The following is an 18,465-nucleotide window of genomic DNA, read 5'->3' on the forward strand; positions in this document are numbered from 1 at the left end:
ATGAAAACCCAAGTCGCGATTATTGGAGCGGGCCCCGCGGGGCTGATGTTGGGGCACCTGCTGCGCCGGGCCGGTGTCGCCTGCGTTGTCCTGGAGCGCAGGTCGCGGGAGTACGTGGAGGGGCGCATTCGGGCTGGGGTATTGGAGCGCACCACGACGGATATCCTCGATCGCCTGGAAATCAATCAGCGCATGCACGGCGAAGGTCTGCCACACGACGGCTTTTATCTCGCCGATGGGGCGCGGCTGATCCATATCGATGTTGCCCGACTCACGGGCAAGCAGGTGATGGTCTACGGCCAGACAGAGCTGACCAAGGACCTGATCGCGGCGGCACCGGGGCGGGATCTCGAGATCATCTGGGAAGCCGGGGATGTGGCCCTGCACGGTGTCGAAAGTGACGCTCCCTCCGTCACTTTTCTCCGGGACGGTGTACAGCAACGGTTACAGGCGCGGGTTATAGCCGGTTGCGACGGCTTCCACGGCCCCTCGCGCAAGGCGATCCCCGGTAGCCGGAGGAGGGAGTACGAACGGCTCTATCCCTTTGGCTGGTTGGGTATTCTCGCCGAGGTGCCGCCCTGCAACGATGAACTGATCTACGCCAATCACGAGCGCGGCTTCGCCCTGGCTTCCATGCGCTCGAACACCCGCAGCCGTTATTACATCCAGGTCCCGATCGATGAGCCGCTGGAGGCGTGGCCGGACGATCGCTTGTGGGATGAGTTGGCTTTACGCCTGGGGCCGGAGGCCGCCGCGCGTTTGACCCGCGGCCCGTCGCTGGAAAAGTCCATTGCGCCCCTGCGCTCCTACGTGTTCGAGCCGATGCGCCACGGCAGCCTGTTCCTCGCCGGTGACGCCGCCCATATTGTGCCCCCCACGGGGGCCAAGGGTTTGAACTTGGCCGCTTCCGACGTGGCCTACTTGTCCGACGCGCTGATCGGCTGGTTTACCCGCGATGACGAAGAGGGGCTGAGACATTACGCCAGCCGCGCATTGGCGCGTGTATGGAAAGCCGAGCGCTTCTCCTGGTCGCTGACCCGCCTGATGCACAGGTTCCCCGATGAGGGCGCCTTCGAGCGGCGCATGCAGTTGGCGGAACTGGATTACATCGCCTCATCCACCGCGGCGCAGACGGCGATTGCGGAAAACTACGTCGGGCTGCCCCTTTGATAAGCGGTGGCCGCTGATGTCAACAGGAGACCAGCGTATGCAATCGCATTTGACATCCACTCGCGGCATTTCGGATTCGCTACCCCGCTACGATTCCCTGGTGGCCATGCTGTACGCTTCGGTCGAGCGCACGCCGGACCGCACCGCGCTGATCTGCGAAGGGAGAAGTCTGTCCTACGCTGAACTGGGCCGGGCAGTGACCGGCCTGGCCCTGCGGCTGCGGGAGACGGGCCATACCGGGGAACGGCTTGCCGTGATGTTGCCCAACAGCATCGAAACCGTGGTGGCGAGTTTCGCTGTTATGGCCGCGGGGGCGCAGTTGGCTCCACTGAACCCTTTCTTTACACACCGGGAACTGCTGCCCATCGTATCGGCGGCGGAGTTTGCGGCCATCATCTGTAGTGACGAGATGCGGGAGAAAGCCGGGGCGCTGGCCTCGGAAGCCGGGGTGAAATCTGTCCTACCCCTGGTCCCGGGCGATATCGATCGACTGTCGTCCGGTGCGCAGGCTGCCGGCGCGTGCGAGCCCTTGCCGGCGCCCGATTCCCCGGCCCTGCTCATTCACACCGGGGGAACCACCGGCGCGCCGAAAGGGGTTGATCACACTCACCGGTCGCTGCTGTTTTCCATTTACCAGCACGCCGCAATGTGGCCCCTGGAGTTCGGCGGCGAGCGCTTTCTCAGCGTCGCCCCGATGTTCCATATCTGGGGCCTGGGCTATGCCACTTTGGTTCCCGTCTATGCCAGTGGCACCAACATCATCGTGCCGCGCTATGACCCCGAACGGGTACTGAGGGCACTGGGGGACCACAAGGTAACGGTGTTCGGCGGTGGTCCCGCGCCTATCTATGCCGGATTGGCCAGTCACCCGCTGACCAATACGCTGGCGTTTTCATCGTTGAAGTACAGTCTCACGGGAGGCGCCCCCAGCTCCGCCGAATTGCATCGCAAGTGGCGCGAGTTGACCGGTTGCGATCTCTATGAGGGCTGGGGCATGTCGGAAGGGGCGCCGCTGTGCCTCAACCCGGGCGACAGGGAGCCCCGCCCCATGTCGGTGGGCCATCCCGTGCCGGAGACGGAACTGCAGATCGTGGACCTGGAGCGGGGCGATCGGGTGCTGTCCCTCGGTGAACGCGGCGAACTGCGCGTGCGCGGCCCCCAGGTGATGCGGGGCTACCGCAATCGCTCCGGGGAGACTGCCGCCACACTGCGGGATGGCTGGCTGTACACCGGCGATATCGGCTACGTGGATAGTGAAGGCTATGTCTACCTGGTGGACCGGAAAAAAGACATGATCATCTCCGGGGGCTACAACGTATACCCGCGGGAGGTGGATGAGTGCCTGGTGACCAAGCCCGGTATCGCCGAGGCGGCGGCGGTCGGGAAACCGGAGGAGCGCCTGGGTGAAGTGCTGGTGGCCTTCGTGGCGCTTGAAGCGGGTGTTTCCATGTCGGAGGAGGATGTACTGGCTTATTGCGCGGAGCGGCTGGTCAAGTACAAGCGGCCGGTAGAAGTACATTTTGTCGACAGCCTGCCGCGCACCGGTGTCAACAAGATCGACAGGCTGGCTCTGCGAGAGATGGCGATTTCGATAATGACATGATCAACCCCCGAAGGAGAAAGCCATGTATCCCCAGAACCAATGGTATGCGGCGGCCTGGAGCCAGGACGTCACCAACGAACCGTTGGCCCGGACCATCTGCGGAGAGGACATCGTCCTGTACCGGCAACCCGATGGCAGGGCCGTGGCACTGGCCGACCGCTGCTGGCATCGCCAGGCTCCGCTATCCATGGGAAGGGTGCTGGACAACGGCGACCTCCAGTGCCCCTATCACGGCCTGGAGTTCAATGGCGAGGGCGTCTGTACACGCGTGCCCAGCCAGGAGTGTCCACCCAGGAAAGCACGAGTCCGCGCTTTCCCGTTGAGTGAGCGACACCGGTTTGTCTGGGTCTGGATTGGCGACACCGACAAGGTGGATGAACGCCTGATCCCCGACCTACGCTGGAACGATCACCCGGACTGGGTGGGAGAAGGCGGCACATTGACTATCGCGTGCAATTTCAAATTACTGGTCGACAATCTGATGGATCTGACACACGAAACCTACGTGCATTCCACCACCATCGGTGACGAGAAACTGCCGGGGGCACCGGTCGACACCTCGGTGGAAAACGGCGAGGTCAGTGTCCGCCGCGTTATTCCCGATCACGACCCGGCGCCTTTCTGGAAGGCGGAAATCGCTAACGCGCTGGAATATCAGGGTCACTGTGACCGCTGGCAGATTATCCGCTTTATTCCGCCTTCCTGTATCGCCATCGACGTCGGGGTTGCCGTGGCTGGAACCGGTGGCCCGGACGGACATCGCGAGCAGGGGGTCAACGCTTACGTGATCAATGCCATCACGCCGATAGACGAGCGCAACACGCTCTACCTGTGGAATTTCGTGCGTAATTTTGATCGCGGCAACGCACAGCGGACTGCCGATATCCAGAAACGGATTGAGGGGGTATTTCTGGAGGATGTGGCAATGCTGGAGGGGCAGCAGAGAGCGATGGACAGAGGCGGCGAAACTCGCATGGTTACTCTCAAAATCGACTCGGGCATTGCCGCTGCGCGCCGTATTATTGACACCTTGATCTAGTGGGCGATGAGTAAAGTTGTGTAACAGCTCGCTGTGCCAAAGCGCTCAACTCTGCGTTGAGAAAGCTTGAAATAGCCCTGCTATTCCGTACGGAGGCCGTTTTTTCGCAAGGCAAGGCGCAGTGAGTGCCGTGTGGCGGGACATACCGTGAATAGGCCCCTATTCCGGCTCAATCGTGTCCAGGTGCTGCCACAGCTCCCGGATGCGCTCGGTCAGCTCCCGCCTTTCCCGCTTGCCCAACACGGCAAAACAGCGATCTTCATGCTCCGCGATAGCCGACATCACCTTTTTGTTAACGCGTTTGCCTTTGGCGCTGAGTGTCAGTGCCAGCGAGCGCCCGTCCTTGCGCGCGGTCTCCACCAGGCCCTGTTCGATCAGGCCCGCGATGAGTGGGGCCATGTTGGCGCGTTTGATGGACAGAATTTTGCCAATCCGGCTTTGGGTAATGCCGGGATTGGTGGATATCTCCATCAACACCGTGGCTTCGGTAGGGCGCAGGTCCAGGCTGTCCAGTGATCGGGACAGGTCGGCCATGATCAGAACAGATAGCCGGCGCAGATGGTAGCCCAGCAGGTTGTCGGTGGGGTCGCTCAGGGGAGGGCGCTTTGTCGTCATGTCAGTCAGTTCTATTAGTTGCAGTTGCGATTATTGAATGCTATGTTTTATAGCATAACTGGCAGGCGCATGGTGCACCTTCCCATTATCACCGCATCGACCCCTGCGGGTCACTATCCGCTTTTATGAATGGAGAGCAATATGACTGACACAGTAGCCTGCGACGTGCGTGACCGCATCGCGTGGGTGCGATTCAATCGCCCTGAGAAGCGCAACTGCATGAGTCCGACCCTGAATCGCCGTATGCGGGAGGTGTTGGACGAACTGGAATTCCGCGACGATGTGGGGGTACTGGTATTGACCGGGGAGGGCTCGGCCTGGAGCGCGGGCATGGATCTCAAGGAATACTTCCGCGAAACTGAAGCGAAAGGCCTGGGCGCCGTGCGCCAGTCCCAGCGTGAGGCCTACGGCTGGTGGCAGCGCCTGCGCTGGTACCAGAAGCCGACCATCGCCATGGTGAACGGCTGGTGTTTTGGCGGCGGCTACGGACCGTTGTTCGCCTGCGACCTCGCCTTTGCCGCCGAGGAGGCGACCTTCGGTCTCAGCGAGATCAATTGGGGTATCCTGCCCGGCGGTGGCGCAACGAAAGTGGCGGTGGAGCTGATGGGCTTCCGCAATGCCATGTATCACGCCATGATGGGGGAGAATATCGATGGGGCCAAGGCCGCCGAGTGGGGGCTGGTCAACGAGGCCTTGCCCCTGGCAAAACTGCAAGACCGGGTCATCGAGGTGGCCAATGTGCTGCTGGAGAAAAACCCGGTGGCTCTCAAGGCGACCAAGGATGCCGTGCGCCGGGTGGGTGAGATGACCTACGACAACGCGGAGGATTACCTGGTGCGGGCCCAGGAGGCCGCCAACAGTTTTGACAACGAGGGGCGCAAGGAGGGCATTCGCCAGTTTATCGACGACAAGACCTACAAACCCGGCCTGGGGGCCTACGAACTCAATATGCAGGGTGATTGAAAGCTCACTCACTGACACGGGAAATAATAATGACACCATCCCCACAGCAATTGCTCGACAATGCGCCGATGAGCCGCCTGCAGGTCATCGCGGTAATCCTTTGTGTCCTACTCAACGCACTGGACGGCTTCGACGTATTGGCCATCAGTTTTGCCGCGCCGGGCATTGCCGATGAGTGGGGTATTTCCCGGGGAATGCTGGGTGTCGTATTGTCGATGGAACTGATCGGCATGGCGGTCGGTTCGGTGGTTCTCGGCGGCGTCGCTGACCGGGCAGGGCGCAGGCCGACTATCCTCGGCTGTCTGCTGATCATGAGCAGCGGTATGTTTCTCGCCTCCCTGGCTCGCGACGTATACATGCTCTCGGTTATCCGCCTGGTTACGGGCCTGGGTATCGGCGGTATGCTGGCGGCGACCAACGCCATGACCGCGGAGTGTTCCAACAGCCGTTGGCGCAATGCCAATGTGGCGATCATGGCAACCGGCTATCCCCTGGGGGTGATCGTGGGTGGTTCGATCGCCTCGGTGCTGTTGGCGAGCTTCGACTGGCGGGCCGTGTTCCAATTCGGCGGGGCCGTCACCGCGCTGATGATTCCCCTGGTCTGGCTGTTCCTGTCCGAGTCCGTCTCCTATCTGTTGCAGCGCCGTCCGGCGGGAGCCTTGCCGCGAATCAATGGCATATTGGCGCGCATGGGACATCCGCCGCTCACCTCGCTGCCGGAAGCGCTCGCGCAGGTGCGTCGCGCTTCCTGGTCAGAGTTGTTTTCCCCCGGCCTGGCATCTACCACGATATTGCTGACCGCAGCCTATTTCACCCACATCATGACGTTTTACTTCATCCTGAAGTGGATTCCGAAAATCGTGGTGGACATGGGTTTCTCCGCTTCCCTGGCCGGCGGCGTGCTGGTTTGGGCGAATGTGGGGGGGGCCATCGGCTCCATCCTGCTCGGCCTGTTGACGCGCAAATTCAATGTGCGGGCCCTGGTACTGGGGGCCCTGTTGGGGGCAGCGGTCATGGTCTGCGTATTCGGTCGGGGGCAGGCGGATCTCACGCAGTTGGCCCTGGTGGCCGCGGCGGCGGGCTTTTTCACCAACTCCGCCATCGTCGGTATGTACGCTATCTTCGCCCAGTCCTTTCCCACGGAAGTGCGTGCCGGGGGCACGGGCTTTGTTATCGGCTTGGGGCGGGGCGGCGCAGCCCTCGGGCCCATTGTCGCCGGCCTGCTGTTTGAAAGTGGCCAGGGTTTGTCCAGCGTCGCCTTTGTCATGGCCATGGGGTCACTGGTCGCGGCGGTGATGCTGTTGTTATTGCTCCGGCGCGGCAAGGCCGGTGTCCTGTCACGCGTCTAGTTTCGGCCGTAGGATGGGCAAAGGAGCGTAGCGACGTGCCCATCTTCCGGGACCTTGATGGGCACGCTACGCTTTGCCCATCCTACAAGTTGAAGTGCTATGAAATATTGCAATATATTGATTGATAGCTACACTGTATAGCAGTCGTATGACGAGCTGAAGTTCCGTGCTCATAAAGATAATAAAGAAGCGGAGGGAAGTTCATGAAACAGTGTGTACCGGTATCGGTGTTGTTCAACCGTAATTTCCTTGCCTCGAGCCTGGCCCTGGCTTCCCTGGCGGGCCCTGGATCGCACGCCCTGGCGCAGGAGGCCTCTGTGGCGCAGCTGGAGGAAGTGGTTGTGACTGCCCGGCGGCGGGCGGAGAACCTCCAGGACGTGCCGATTTCGGTGACCGCCATGTCTGCCGAGGCACTGGAGCGGCGCCAGATCTTTTCCACGGTGGACCTCGATCGGGCCACCCCGAGTATGCAGTTCACCAGCTACGGGCAGCTCTCCGGGAACAATGCCGCGGCGGTTGTGTTCATTCGCGGTGTTGGCCAGCTTGACCCCACACCCGCGGTGGACCCGGGGGTAGGCTTCTATATCGACGATGTTTATATGGGGCGCTCGGTGGGCGCGGCCATGGATTTTCTCGATGTCGCCGATGTTCAGGTGCTGCGGGGTCCCCAGGGAACTCTGTTCGGCCGCAACACCATTGGCGGCGCGGTCATCGTCAACTCCCGCCTGCCGGGTACCGAATTTGGTGGAACCATCAGCGCGGAACTCGGTGACGACAACCTGTACCAGGTTTATGGTGTCGTGGATCTGCCGGTCAATGAGGACTTGGGACTGCGCCTGTCGGCGGGTACGCGCAAGCGGGACGGTTACGTTACGCGGGAATTCGACGGGCAGGACCTGGGCAACGAGAACGGCTACACCCTGAAGGGAACATTGCGCTGGACGCCTTCGGATTCCCTGGACGTGATTCTGCGGGCCGACTATACGGAAAAGGATGAGCACGGCTCACCGTTTGTCTTCAAGGGTATCAACACCAATGCGCCGGTGCCGGCTATTGTCAGTGTGGCCGCCGGCTGCCCCGGGGCGACCATGCCGTTTGCGCCGCTGGAGCCCGGTGACCCGCGCTTTGGCGCCCCCTTTGTTCCCGATACGGATGACCCCCGCTGCGCCAACAACCACTACGATAAAGGCCCTTATACCAACGGTGGCACTGCGCCGGTGGAGAGTACGTTTGAAGGCTATGGCTCCTCGGGTACCCTGGCCTGGCAACTGAACGACGCCCTGGAATTGCGTTCGATCACGGCCTACCGGGAAACCGACTGGACGGGCATTCGCGATGCGGACAATACACCATTCACCCTGATTACTACGGATTACACCAGCACATCGGAGCAGTTCAGCCAGGAACTGCGGCTGAGTTTTACATCGGACCGGGTGCACGGCATAACGGGGCTGTACTATTTCGACGAGGACACTTCTGATCGGGTGACGGTGCCGCTGGCCTTTCCGCCGGCTCCCCCTTTTATCGCCTCGCTGCTGAACGGCGGCCCCGGCACCCGCGACCTCCAGTTTGTCGACCTGGGCACCGAGTCGACGGCGGTATTCACGGAGTGGACCTACGACGTGACGGATGCCCTTAGCCTGACCGGCGGCCTGCGCTACACCGATGAAGATAAATTCATGCAGGGGGTGATATTCAATCTGTTCCCGGCCACCGACCCCGACCCGGACCCGCTACCGAATGCGGCCATCCCCGACGGTGGGCCGTTGTTTATCCGCCCGGACGAATATACCGAGAACTTTCAGAAAATGACGGGCTCGGCCAGCCTGACGTACAACTGGACGCCGACGGTCATGACCTACCTCAGCTACGCCGACAGTTTCAAATCCGGCGGTTTCAACCAGCGCTACAACAGCCCCACGCCGGACTTTAACCCGGTGACATTTGACGAGGAAACGGTGGAGTCCTATGAGTTGGGCATCAAGGCCAACATCGGTGACAGCCTGCGATTCAACGCCGCCGTTTTTTCCTCTTCCTACAGCGACATACAACTCATCTATCGTCAGGGCGTAGTGCCGCTGTTGTTCAATGCCGGCAGTGCCTCCATCGACGGGTTTGAACTGGAATTCACCTATGCACCCAACCTCAGCCTGATTGTCGATGGCGGGTTCAGTTACCTCGATGACTCGATTGACGACATCATTGAGATCCCGGGAGCGGACGCCACAGTGGGGCCGGACAACAGCCTGCCCTTTACACCGGAGTGGCAAGGAAACCTGGGCGTTGGCTACAGCTTCACCTATGGCGATGACCTGGAACTGATGCCGCGAGTTGATGTGGCCTACACCGATTCACAGTTCTTTGATGCTGCCAACACCGAACTCACCGCCCAGAACGACAGCGTAACCACCGTTAACGCCTCCGTGACGCTGAGCGCACCCGGCACCGGCTGGCGGGTCACACTGCGCGGGGATAACTTGACCGATGAACTGTATCCGGTACAGGGCAACGCATCGCTGGCTACCCTGGGCTATGGGGAAATCGTCTACGCCCGGCAGCGCAACTGGACGCTGTCTGCGGCCTACGATTTCTAGTGCGAATCTTCGGCAAGCCTCACAGGACTTGGCTTGAGCCGGGCGACCGCTCGGCTTTTTTTTGCCGGGGCAGGGCATGCGGTTGAGGGCCTGCGAATGGGAGTGCCCGGAACTGGCTGACGATGTCTGGCACCAGTTGATATCAGGAACACACTGAACCGTAATTACATAAAAATTAGCGATTAAGTTCCCTTAAACCAGTAGGGGGTTCGATGAGTCCTATCCTGCGCGTCAATACTGCAACCGTCGCCCCGCAGCGGCGGCTGGACTACTGGAATGACCACGTTGCCAGCCTCTATACCGGCATGTCAGTGGACAGTACAGCCAGTAACTTCTCTGCCCGCCTTTTGCACGTCAACGTCGGGCGCATCGGCGTTATGCGCGCCCTCTCTGATCAGGCGATTGTCCGGCGTAACACCAGCAGCACCCACGTCCCCGGTGACCAGGATATCCTGAAGATACATTTGCAGAACCGGGGCACCAGCATCAATCGCCAGGGGCGGCGGGAGGCCAGGTTGCAAGTGGGGGATTTGACCGTCTGTGAAAACCGCTCTTCCTATTTGATCGAGCCTTCCTCCGAAAGCGATATATTTGCTCTCGAGCTACCTCAGAATCTGGCACAGCAGTACTTCCCGGATATTTCCGCGCGTATCATGCAGCGGGTCACGGCCTTCTCGCTGCACGGCCGCCTGCTGTTCAATCTGTTGAACACGATTTACCAGGAATGCGATCCCGGTTACCGCGAGGACATCGACCTCGATGACCTGGAACCCGTACTGCTGGAGTTGCTGAAGCCGGTGTTGAGCAATCCCCGTGATGACAACGTCGACATGGGTTCAAGTAAGACCAGAGGCTCGCTACAGCGACTGAAAACACTGGTGCAACAACATCTGCTGAATCCCGACCTGGGTACCGAGATGCTGGCCAATGAGGCGGGCATGTCGGAGCGACGGGTACAGGCACTGTTTGCCGAACTGGGTACGACGCCCACCTTCTATATCCGTGATCAACGCCTCGACTGGGCCGCGGAGCGTTTGCGGTACGATCTCGATCAGCCAGTAACCCGTATCGCCCACAGTGCCGGATTTAACGATTCGGCCTATTTCAGCCGCTGTTTTCGTCTCCGCTACGGCGAGACACCCAAGTGCTACCGTGCGAGGCCAGCAGTGTCTCGTTAAACGCGGACTCTGCGCTACGGATCAATCCTCTTTTTTTTCGCCACAGTACAAGTTTGCTGCCGCCCAGCCTCCTATGATTACACCATAAATATAAATACGATAATGAGAGAGGGCAGCATATGACAGTGAACAACTATGGAGTTGGCAAGTTACTCCTGCTGGGCGCGGCGTCGACACTGACACTGAATGGCTATGTCTCGGCACAGCAACTGGAAGAGGTAACGGTCACCGCGCAAAAGCGCACCGAGAATATACAGGACGTTCCCATTGCCATCAGTGCCTTTAGCGCCGACAAGCTGGAGGAAAAAGGCGTGACCAATGTGTCCCAGGTCTCGGATTTCACCCCGAATATCCAGATCGACCGGGCCTCGCCATTCGCCGGCTCTTCAACCATTATCAGCGCCTTTATCCGCGGCATCGGCCAGAACGATTTCGCCTTCAACATGGAGCCCGGTGTCGGCCTGTATGTGGATGGTGTCTATTATGCGCGCACCGTGGGTGCCGCCATCGACCTGCTGGACGTGGAGCGGGTGGAAGTACTCAAAGGCCCCCAGGGCACCCTGTTTGGCCGCAATACCATTGGTGGGGCCCTGCATGTGATTACCCGCCGCCCCGGCGATGAGCTGATGGCCAAAATGGAGGTCACCACGGGCAGCTATGACCGACTGGATGTCCGCGGCACCCTGGACATCCCGCTGGTGGACAATACCTTGTACTCCTCGGTGTCATTCTCCTCCACCGAGCGGGACGGCTATCAAAAGCGCATTCCCTTTGACCCCTCCGCGGTGAACCTGGTCAACCCGGTGACCGGGTCCACCTACACCGGGGACAGCTTTGTCACGGACTCCGATCTCTATATTCGCGCTCGCGACAGCGCCGGCGGCGACCGGCAGGGAGGCGAGAGCAGCGCCAGCCTGCGGGGCAAACTGCTCTTCACCCCCTCCAACGACCTGGAAGTGAGTCTCAGCGGCGATATCACCCGGGCCCGCGAGGAAGCCAACGCCACCACACTGGTGGGTACCAATGGCCTGGGTTTCCCTTTTGCACTGGCCTACAACAGCTGCGTCGACGGCGTTGACCCCTCGACCATTGCCCTGGGCCCCGCACCGACCTTTGCCCTCGCGGGCATTTGCGATATCGACCGCGGCCCGGTCAACCAACCGCTGTCAGATACCAGCAATCGCTTGCCCTGGGGTGATCATTTCATCACCGGCGACAAGGACAGGAGCTATTCCACCGGCAGCAACTATTCGGACGTCGATACCTGGGGGCTGAACACCACTATTGACTGGTCGATCAATGACACGCTAGCGCTCAAGTCCATCACCTCGTATCGCGAGTTGGAGTCCGTATTCGGCGTGGATATGGATGGCTCGCCGCTGGGCTTCCTGGACACTTCGTTTACCATGAACCAGGAGCAATTCGCCCAGGAATTCCAGCTCAACGTCGATGCCTTTGACGGCAGGTTGCATTCGGTGCTCGGCGCCTATTACTTCCAGGAAGAGGGCGATCTGCTCGATACCGTGACCTTTGGCTCCGGTCTGGTGCAGGTATTCGGCCCCAACGATCTGGAAAACAAGGCCTACGCGCTGTTCACCCACAACAACTATCAATTGACGGACAATCTGGGCCTGACTTTCGGGATTCGCTATACCGAGGAGGAAAAATCCTTTACCGGCGGCCAGAGAGAGGTCAGTGGTTTTACCTCGCAGTTTGTCAGCAACTTTGGCTTCCCGCCGCAGATCTTCCCCGGCTTCGCAGAGGGGGACCTGGAGTTGCTGTTCCCGCCGGGCAAGAACGAAAAGGACTTCGATGACACCTCGGTTCGTGTGGGGGCGGAATACCATATCGGCGGAGATACCCTCACCTATGCTTCCTTTGCCCAGGGCTACAAGACCGGTGGCTGGACCACTCGCCTGGGGGTACCGATGGCGGTATCAGCGGCCCTGGCGCCGCCCGGCGTGGTGGACCCGGTAAACCCGCCCGAACACGACTCCGAAACGGCGGAAACCTGGGAAGTGGGCATCAAATCGGAATTGTTTGACCGCCGTATGCGCGTCAATCTGGCCCTGTTCACCACCGACTACGAGGATATCCAGGTAGTGGCGGCACCGGCCTTCACCTTCGGCGTCCCCTGGTTCTTCAATGCCGGCAACGCCCGCATCCGCGGTGCGGAACTGGAGATGGATGCCAGCCTGACGGACAATTTTATAGTCAACGGCAGCTTCGGCTACCTGGACGCGGAGTACCGCTCTCTCGATGATATCGCGCTGGCCGGTGGCATCACCCTGGATCACCAGTTGATGAACGTTCCCGAGCAATCGGCCAATCTCGGGGGCACTTATACTCTGGGCGTCGCCGGGGGTTACCGCCTGCTGTTGCACGCGGATGTGATCTACAAAGGCAAGATGGCCCGCGACCTGGTCAACACGCCGGCGTTGATCCAGGATGGTTTTACCATGGCCAACGCCTCCATCACTTTTGAACCGCCCGCTGCCAACTGGCAAGTGGTGCTGGGTGGCCAGAACCTCACCGATGAGCGCCATATCGTCACCGGCAACGCCAATGAGGCGGTGGGAGCGACCACCGTCACCTATAGCCGCCCCCGGACCTGGCACATGACGTTAAGACTTGATTACTAGCACTGGTAACACTAGAGCCGCATGCCGCGACTCCTTTTTGCCATTATTCCAGGAGTATCGACAACATGTCCCTATCTGCATCCGACAAACTGTTGAGTGACTCGCGCTGGCAGGGCAGGCTGTTCAACGGCAGTTGGTTCCCCTCCCAGGGCGGTGTCTGTGAGGTGGTCGAACCGGGTACCGGCGAGACCCTGTCCAGGGTTGGGTTCGCCAATGCCGCCGACGTCGCCACCGCCTGCGCCGGCGCGGCCGCAGCCCAGGCCGAGTGGGCCCGCCTGGGTGCGCGCGAACGCGCCGAACTGTTTCGCAAGGCGGCCAATATCCTGCAACAGGACTTCGACGAGCTGTCTGTGTATGTCGCTCGCGAGACCGGCGGGATTATCCCCAAAGGCCAGCATGAAGTCCGCGAAGCCATTGCCATACTGCACCACGCCGCCGCGCTGGCGCAGCAGTCCTGCGGCGAGATGCTGCAGAGCCCGCCGGGGCGCCTGAGTCTCGCGCGGCGGGTGCCGAGGGGTGTGGTGGGGATTATCTCCCCATTCAATTTTCCCCTGGTGTTATCCATGCGCGCGGTGGCCCCGGCGCTCGCCTGTGGCAATACCGTGGTGCTCAAGCCCGATCCGCAAACGCCGGTATCCGGCGGTTTCATGATCGCCCGTGCCTTCGAGGAGGCGGGCCTGCCCGAGGGCGTGTTACACGTCCTGCCGGGTGCCGCGGAGGCCGGGGAGGCGCTGTGCACGGATCGCCATGTGCAGATGATCCAGTTCACCGGTTCCACCGCCGTGGGCCGCCGGGTGGGTGAACTGGCGGGCAAACACCTGAAGAAAGTCTCCCTGGAACTCGGCGGCAACAACGCGCTGATTATTCTCGACGACGCGGATCTCGATGTCGCCGTCAACAACGCCGCCTGGGGGGCGTTCCTGCACCAGGGACAGATCTGCATGGCCGCCAGCCGTATCTTCGTGCAGGAACCGATTCGCGAGGCCTTTATCCGCGAGCTGGCGGAAAAAGCCGCGCAGCTGCCGGTGGGCAATCCCGCCGCCGGCCAGGTGGCACTGGGCCCGGTGATCAATGACAAGCAGTTGCAGCGGGTCAAATTAATTATTGCCGATTCGGTTGCCGCCGGCGCCAGGATCGAAGCTGGTGGAGAGCATGAAGGCCTGTTCCATCAGGCCACGGTGTTGTCCGGCGTCAAACCCGGTATGCGCGCATTTGATGAGGAGTGTTTCGGGCCGGTTACCGGCGTCATCGGATTCGACACCGACGAGGAAGCCCTGCAACTGGCGAACCGGCATGAAGGCTCCCTGGCCGCGGCGGTGATCTCGGCGTCGGTGGGGCGAGCCATGCGTATCGCCGATCAGCTTAAATCCGGCCTGGTGCACGTCAATGATCAAACCGTCAACGACGATGCCAACAACCCCTTCGGCGCCCCCGGGGTGGCCGGTGCCGGCTCATCGGTGGGCGGCCCCGCCGATATCGACGAATATACCCGCTGGCAGTGGCTCACAATCAGGGATACGCCGCCGCAATACCCGTTTTGATCCCGTGACTACTCTCCCCTCTCCCGCTTGCGGGGGAGGGGCCGGGGAGGGGGGACTGTGGGGATGAGTAGTTACCCCGTTTTTATCGGAGACCAAGTATGAGAATAAAAGCTGCTGTCTGCCGCGCACCGAACGCACCACTGGAAATGGAAACTCTGGACCTGGAAGAGCCGCGCGACACGGAGATCCTGGTGCGCGTGGTGGCGACGGGCATCTGTCATACCGACATTGTGGTGCGGGACGGCCTGTTGCCGACCCCGCAACCGGTGGTCCTCGGCCACGAAGGTGCCGGCGTGGTTGAAAAGATTGGCAAGGCCGTCAGCAAAGTGGCGGTCGGCGATCATGTGGTCATGACCTTCAACTCCTGCGGCCGTTGCCCGAGTTGCCTGGAACAGGCATCCAGCTACTGTTACGAGTTTTTTCCGCGCAATTTTTTTGCCATCCGCGCCGACGGCAGCAGTGCCCTGTCCCGCAATGGCGAACCGGTCCACGGCAATTTTTTCGGGCAGTCGTCGTTTGCCAGCCACGCTCTGTGTCACGAGCGCAATATCGTCAAGGTATCGCAAGAAGTGCCCCTGGAATTGCTTGGCCCCCTCGCCTGCGGCGTGCAGACCGGCGCCGGCGCTGTGATCAACGCGCTCAAAGTCACCGCCGGAAAATCCTTTGCAGTGTTTGGCGCGGGCTCGGTGGGTTTATCGGCCGTCATGGCCGCGCGCGTGGTCGGCGCCACCACCATTGTTGCCGTCGACGTAAACCCCGATCGCCTGGATTTTGCCCGCGCGATCGGCGCCACCCATGTCATTGACTCCCGCGAGGGCGGCGCCAGCGAACAGCTTGTCGAACTCACCGGCGGCGGCCTGCACTACGCGCTGGACACGACCGGGCTCGCCCCGGTAATCCGCGAGGCGGTGCTCAGCCTCGCACCCCGGGGGACCTGTGGCGTACTCGGCGCCTCTCCTCCGGGCAGTGAAATCGTGCTCGACGAGGTGCATTTCATGAGCGGTGGTCGCCGCCTGGTCGGTATTGTCGAGGGGGAATCCAATCCCGATGTGTTTATCCCCGAACTGGTGGAGCTGTACCGCCAGGGCCGTTTTCCCTTTGACAAAATGGTGAAGTTCTACGCCTTTGACGACATCAATGAGGCCATCCACGATTCGGAAACCGGCAAAACCATCAAACCCATTTTGAAAATAGGCTAAGTTATGCCTTTACACCCCATTGCCCAGGCCATTATCGAGCAACTGGAAGCCCAACCACGATTGCACACGCTTACCGTGGAGGCCGCCCGCGAGCACCTGAGGCAATTCGCCCGGTCCCTGCCACAGGGTGAAGCTGTCGCCGCAGTGGAGGACCGGTTAGTCCCCGTGAACGATGGCGAAATCCCCATTCGTATCTACACCCCTTACGGGACAGGCCCCTTCCCGGTAGTGGTATATTTCCACGGTGGTGGCTGGACGATCGGCGATTTGGACACCGATGATGCAACCTGCCGGGCAATCACCAACGCAGCGGCGAGCCTCGTCGTCTCGGTGAACTATCGTCATGCGCCGGAATACAAGTTCCCCACAGCCGTGGAGGATGCCTACGCATCGGTGTGCTGGGTCGCCGAAAACGCCGCCGGGTTCAACGGTGATCCGGCCAGGCTGGCCGTGGCCGGCACCAGCGCCGGCGGTAACCTTGCAACGGTCACAACCCTGATCGCACGGGACCGGGAATATCCAGACATAGCCGGCCAGGTACTACAGGTACCCGTCACCAATCACGCATTCGACACGCCTTCCTATCGGGATTGCGCCACTGGCTACGGGCTGGAACGCCCCACCGGTGAGTGGTTTTGGCACAACTACCTGCGCACCCCGGAAGACGGCACACACGAGTACGCGTCGCCGCTGCGCGCAACCAGTCTTGCCGGTTTGCCGGCAGCACTGATTATCACCGCCGAGTTCGATCCGTTACGCAGTGAGGGCGAAGCCTATGCCAGGCGTCTCGAGTCGGCGGGTGTGCCGGTAAGCTATCATTGCAAAAAAGGCATGATGCATTTGTTCCTCGGCCCAGAGCCCATTGACGATATCGCAGGATTTCTTGGTTCTTTGTTCTACTGAATCTAATCGCCAGAGGAACACGCTGCGATACGGTTTATTTTGATTTTGCCATCGGTACCGGAGTGGGCCCAGACTACATCGCCATTTGCAGCGGTTTTCATATCCTGGAAATTGTCAATGCTCAAAGAAGTGGTGACAGGCCCTTCGATAATTTCTCCGCTGATTGCATCCGCAACGGCAATAATTAGATTTCCGTTCGCGCGCCAGCCCAACAGCAGTTTGTCTTGAGCGTAGGCTGCCATATACGCGCGGAATGGATAGGTTGCATCAAGGTTCTCCGCTTCGTTCACCGTAAGCGTTTGTGCCATGCTGGATTGTGCATCTTCAAATTTCCCCAGCTTCAGCACGAGGTCCTCGCCCTCAGTTTGTATATAGTTAAACCAGAAACCATACTCGCTGGGCACCAGGCCACCCAATGCGCGACCGCTTGGGTCGGAATCATCCAGCCAGCTTGTATAGGACGGCGATGTCAAATTGCTGAAACGGGCCAAACGCATTGCGTTGGGGTAGGTATCTCCATGACAGCTGGCTGCCCAGGTGAAATCGTTGTGGGCCAAACGCACGGACCAACTATGACTGCAACCCCAATCCCAACCGCCATTGACCAGGGCTCCTGAGTCCGCATTGACAAATTTCAGGGTGTCGCCTGCATGAATATCAACTTCGCCGGCTTCCCCTGGTCGTTCTGTGGACATCGCGGAGCGGTAGTAAACACCGACTTCATAGCCATTGGTTGCGAGACGGGCTGTATGACCGTACCACCAAATAAACTGCGCTCCAACTGAATCGACGTTGGCTTTTTTGGTGAGTGTCGTTCGAGCCCTCAGGTCCCCTGTGGCATTCAGGAGCACGACATCCATTTTTCCGCACACGTTCTCGTCCGGGGTCTCCTCACCACGACAGTACTTGGGTGAATAGATGTCCGGATCATTTTCCATGATCGCCAGAGCAAAACCATTCTCGATTGCGATTGCATCGTGAACTTCAAGACCGGCTAACGAAGGCAGGTTCGCAATAACCTGATCGGCAGCGTCAAGTTTTCTTAACTGAATGTCCCCGGTACTGCGCTCTGTCCAGGCCAGTAAACTTTCATCTTGGGGAAGCGGGGCGAGGATGGCTGGAGTGTATTCATTGTTTACAGCGGGGTTATAACCTTCGCCCAGGTTGACCACTGTTTGCCGCCAACGATCCTCAAGCGGAGCACATGATGTCTCTCCACCAGAAGAACTGCTCGAGCTCGAGGAGCTACTGGAGGAACTGCTGGAGGAAGTACTGGAGGAAGTACCGTTTGAACCTGATGAGCTTGTGGAACTACTCGAGCTTGAGGAGTTCGAGTCGGAGGAACTACTTCCACCTCCACCGCAACCGACGAGGAGAACCAATACAGATGCACTCAAAGTGCGGCACCCGGGCTTGAAAAAATGTTCCATCTATTTGGGCCAGATTGCTGAAAACGTAAAATTTAATCGCTAGGTGAGAAAAAATCGACCCATTAGTCGACATTGGAAAGGATAATTTACTCACAAGTCGGAAATGCGAAACGATTAAGTCACAGTTTGACCTCCGCTGTAGCAGGACTTAATGGATGGGCGGGCCGGTGCCGGGTATCTGCTGCGGCATTCGGACAATGATGCACCAGCTGGGCAGCGGCAAGGTGCCGGGTCGTTCC

General features: G+C 60.1%; 13 protein-coding genes. 11 read left to right on the top strand and 2 right to left on the bottom strand.

Going from position 1 to position 18,465, the window contains the following annotated elements:
• From pobA to PP263_RS02575, 3 genes are read left to right on the top strand one after another with little or no spacing between them, the layout of a single operon-like run.
• Nucleotides 1–1,170, top strand: a complete 1,170-nt coding sequence (gene pobA / locus PP263_RS02565; RefSeq protein WP_308366808.1) for a 4-hydroxybenzoate 3-monooxygenase — start codon at nucleotides 1–3, stop codon at nucleotides 1,168–1,170.
• A 37-nt stretch (nucleotides 1,171–1,207) separates the two neighbouring features.
• Nucleotides 1,208–2,773 (top strand): AMP-binding protein, encoded by a 1,566-nt coding sequence (locus PP263_RS02570; protein ID WP_308366809.1) that lies wholly within the window; start codon nucleotides 1,208–1,210, stop codon nucleotides 2,771–2,773.
• Between the two features lie 22 nt (nucleotides 2,774–2,795).
• Nucleotides 2,796–3,812 carry an aromatic ring-hydroxylating dioxygenase subunit alpha gene (locus PP263_RS02575; protein WP_308366810.1) on the top strand — a complete coding sequence of 339 codons (1,017 nt, stop codon included), beginning with the start codon at nucleotides 2,796–2,798 and terminating at the stop codon, nucleotides 3,810–3,812.
• Between the two features lie 159 nt (nucleotides 3,813–3,971).
• Here the strand turns inward: PP263_RS02575 and PP263_RS02580 are convergent, their stop codons facing one another.
• On the bottom strand, nucleotides 3,972–4,427 hold the full coding sequence (locus PP263_RS02580) for a MarR family winged helix-turn-helix transcriptional regulator (protein ID WP_308366811.1): 456 nt from the start codon (nucleotides 4,425–4,427) through the stop codon (nucleotides 3,972–3,974).
• Between the two features lie 141 nt (nucleotides 4,428–4,568).
• On the opposite strand from PP263_RS02580, the gene PP263_RS02585 reads away from it, so the two are divergent.
• The 8 genes from PP263_RS02585 to PP263_RS02620 all read left to right on the top strand — a co-directional run bounded on the left by PP263_RS02585 (nucleotide 4,569) and on the right by PP263_RS02620 (nucleotide 16,796).
• Nucleotides 4,569–5,390, top strand: a complete 822-nt coding sequence (locus PP263_RS02585; RefSeq protein WP_308366812.1) for a p-hydroxycinnamoyl CoA hydratase/lyase — start codon at nucleotides 4,569–4,571, stop codon at nucleotides 5,388–5,390.
• 29 nt (nucleotides 5,391–5,419) lie between these two features.
• On the top strand, nucleotides 5,420–6,739 hold the full coding sequence (locus PP263_RS02590) for an MFS transporter (RefSeq protein ID WP_308366813.1): 1,320 nt from the start codon (nucleotides 5,420–5,422) through the stop codon (nucleotides 6,737–6,739).
• A gap of 203 nt (nucleotides 6,740–6,942) precedes the next feature.
• Nucleotides 6,943–9,333: a TonB-dependent receptor domain-containing protein gene (locus PP263_RS02595; protein ID WP_308366814.1), complete on the top strand. Its 2,391-nt coding sequence runs from the start codon at nucleotides 6,943–6,945 to the stop codon at nucleotides 9,331–9,333.
• Nucleotides 9,334–9,545: 212 nt separating this feature from the next.
• The gene (locus tag PP263_RS02600) at nucleotides 9,546–10,511 is read left to right on the top strand and encodes a helix-turn-helix domain-containing protein (RefSeq protein ID WP_308366815.1); all 966 of its coding nucleotides are present in this window, start codon (nucleotides 9,546–9,548) and stop codon (nucleotides 10,509–10,511) included.
• A 119-nt stretch (nucleotides 10,512–10,630) separates the two neighbouring features.
• Complete coding sequence (locus tag PP263_RS02605) at nucleotides 10,631–13,153, top strand: TonB-dependent receptor (RefSeq protein ID WP_308366816.1); 2,523 nt, start codon at nucleotides 10,631–10,633, stop codon at nucleotides 13,151–13,153.
• A gap of 65 nt (nucleotides 13,154–13,218) precedes the next feature.
• Nucleotides 13,219–14,694, top strand: a complete 1,476-nt coding sequence (locus PP263_RS02610) for a benzaldehyde dehydrogenase (protein ID WP_308366817.1) — start codon at nucleotides 13,219–13,221, stop codon at nucleotides 14,692–14,694.
• Nucleotides 14,695–14,792: 98 nt separating this feature from the next.
• On the top strand, nucleotides 14,793–15,893 hold the full coding sequence (locus PP263_RS02615; RefSeq protein WP_308366818.1) for an NAD(P)-dependent alcohol dehydrogenase: 1,101 nt from the start codon (nucleotides 14,793–14,795) through the stop codon (nucleotides 15,891–15,893).
• A gap of 3 nt (nucleotides 15,894–15,896) precedes the next feature.
• Nucleotides 15,897–16,796, top strand: a complete 900-nt coding sequence (locus PP263_RS02620) for an alpha/beta hydrolase (RefSeq protein WP_308366819.1) — start codon at nucleotides 15,897–15,899, stop codon at nucleotides 16,794–16,796.
• Between the two features lie 2 nt (nucleotides 16,797–16,798).
• Here PP263_RS02620 and PP263_RS02625 read toward each other — a convergent pair whose 3' ends face one another.
• Nucleotides 16,799–17,968: a hypothetical protein gene (locus tag PP263_RS02625; RefSeq protein WP_308366820.1), complete on the bottom strand. Its 1,170-nt coding sequence runs from the start codon at nucleotides 17,966–17,968 to the stop codon at nucleotides 16,799–16,801.
• Nucleotides 17,969–18,465 lie beyond the last annotated feature (497 nt).

Origin of the sequence: Microbulbifer sp. TB1203 (genome assembly GCF_030997045.1) — a bacterium.
Classification (GTDB): Bacteria; Pseudomonadota; Gammaproteobacteria; order Pseudomonadales; family Cellvibrionaceae; genus Microbulbifer.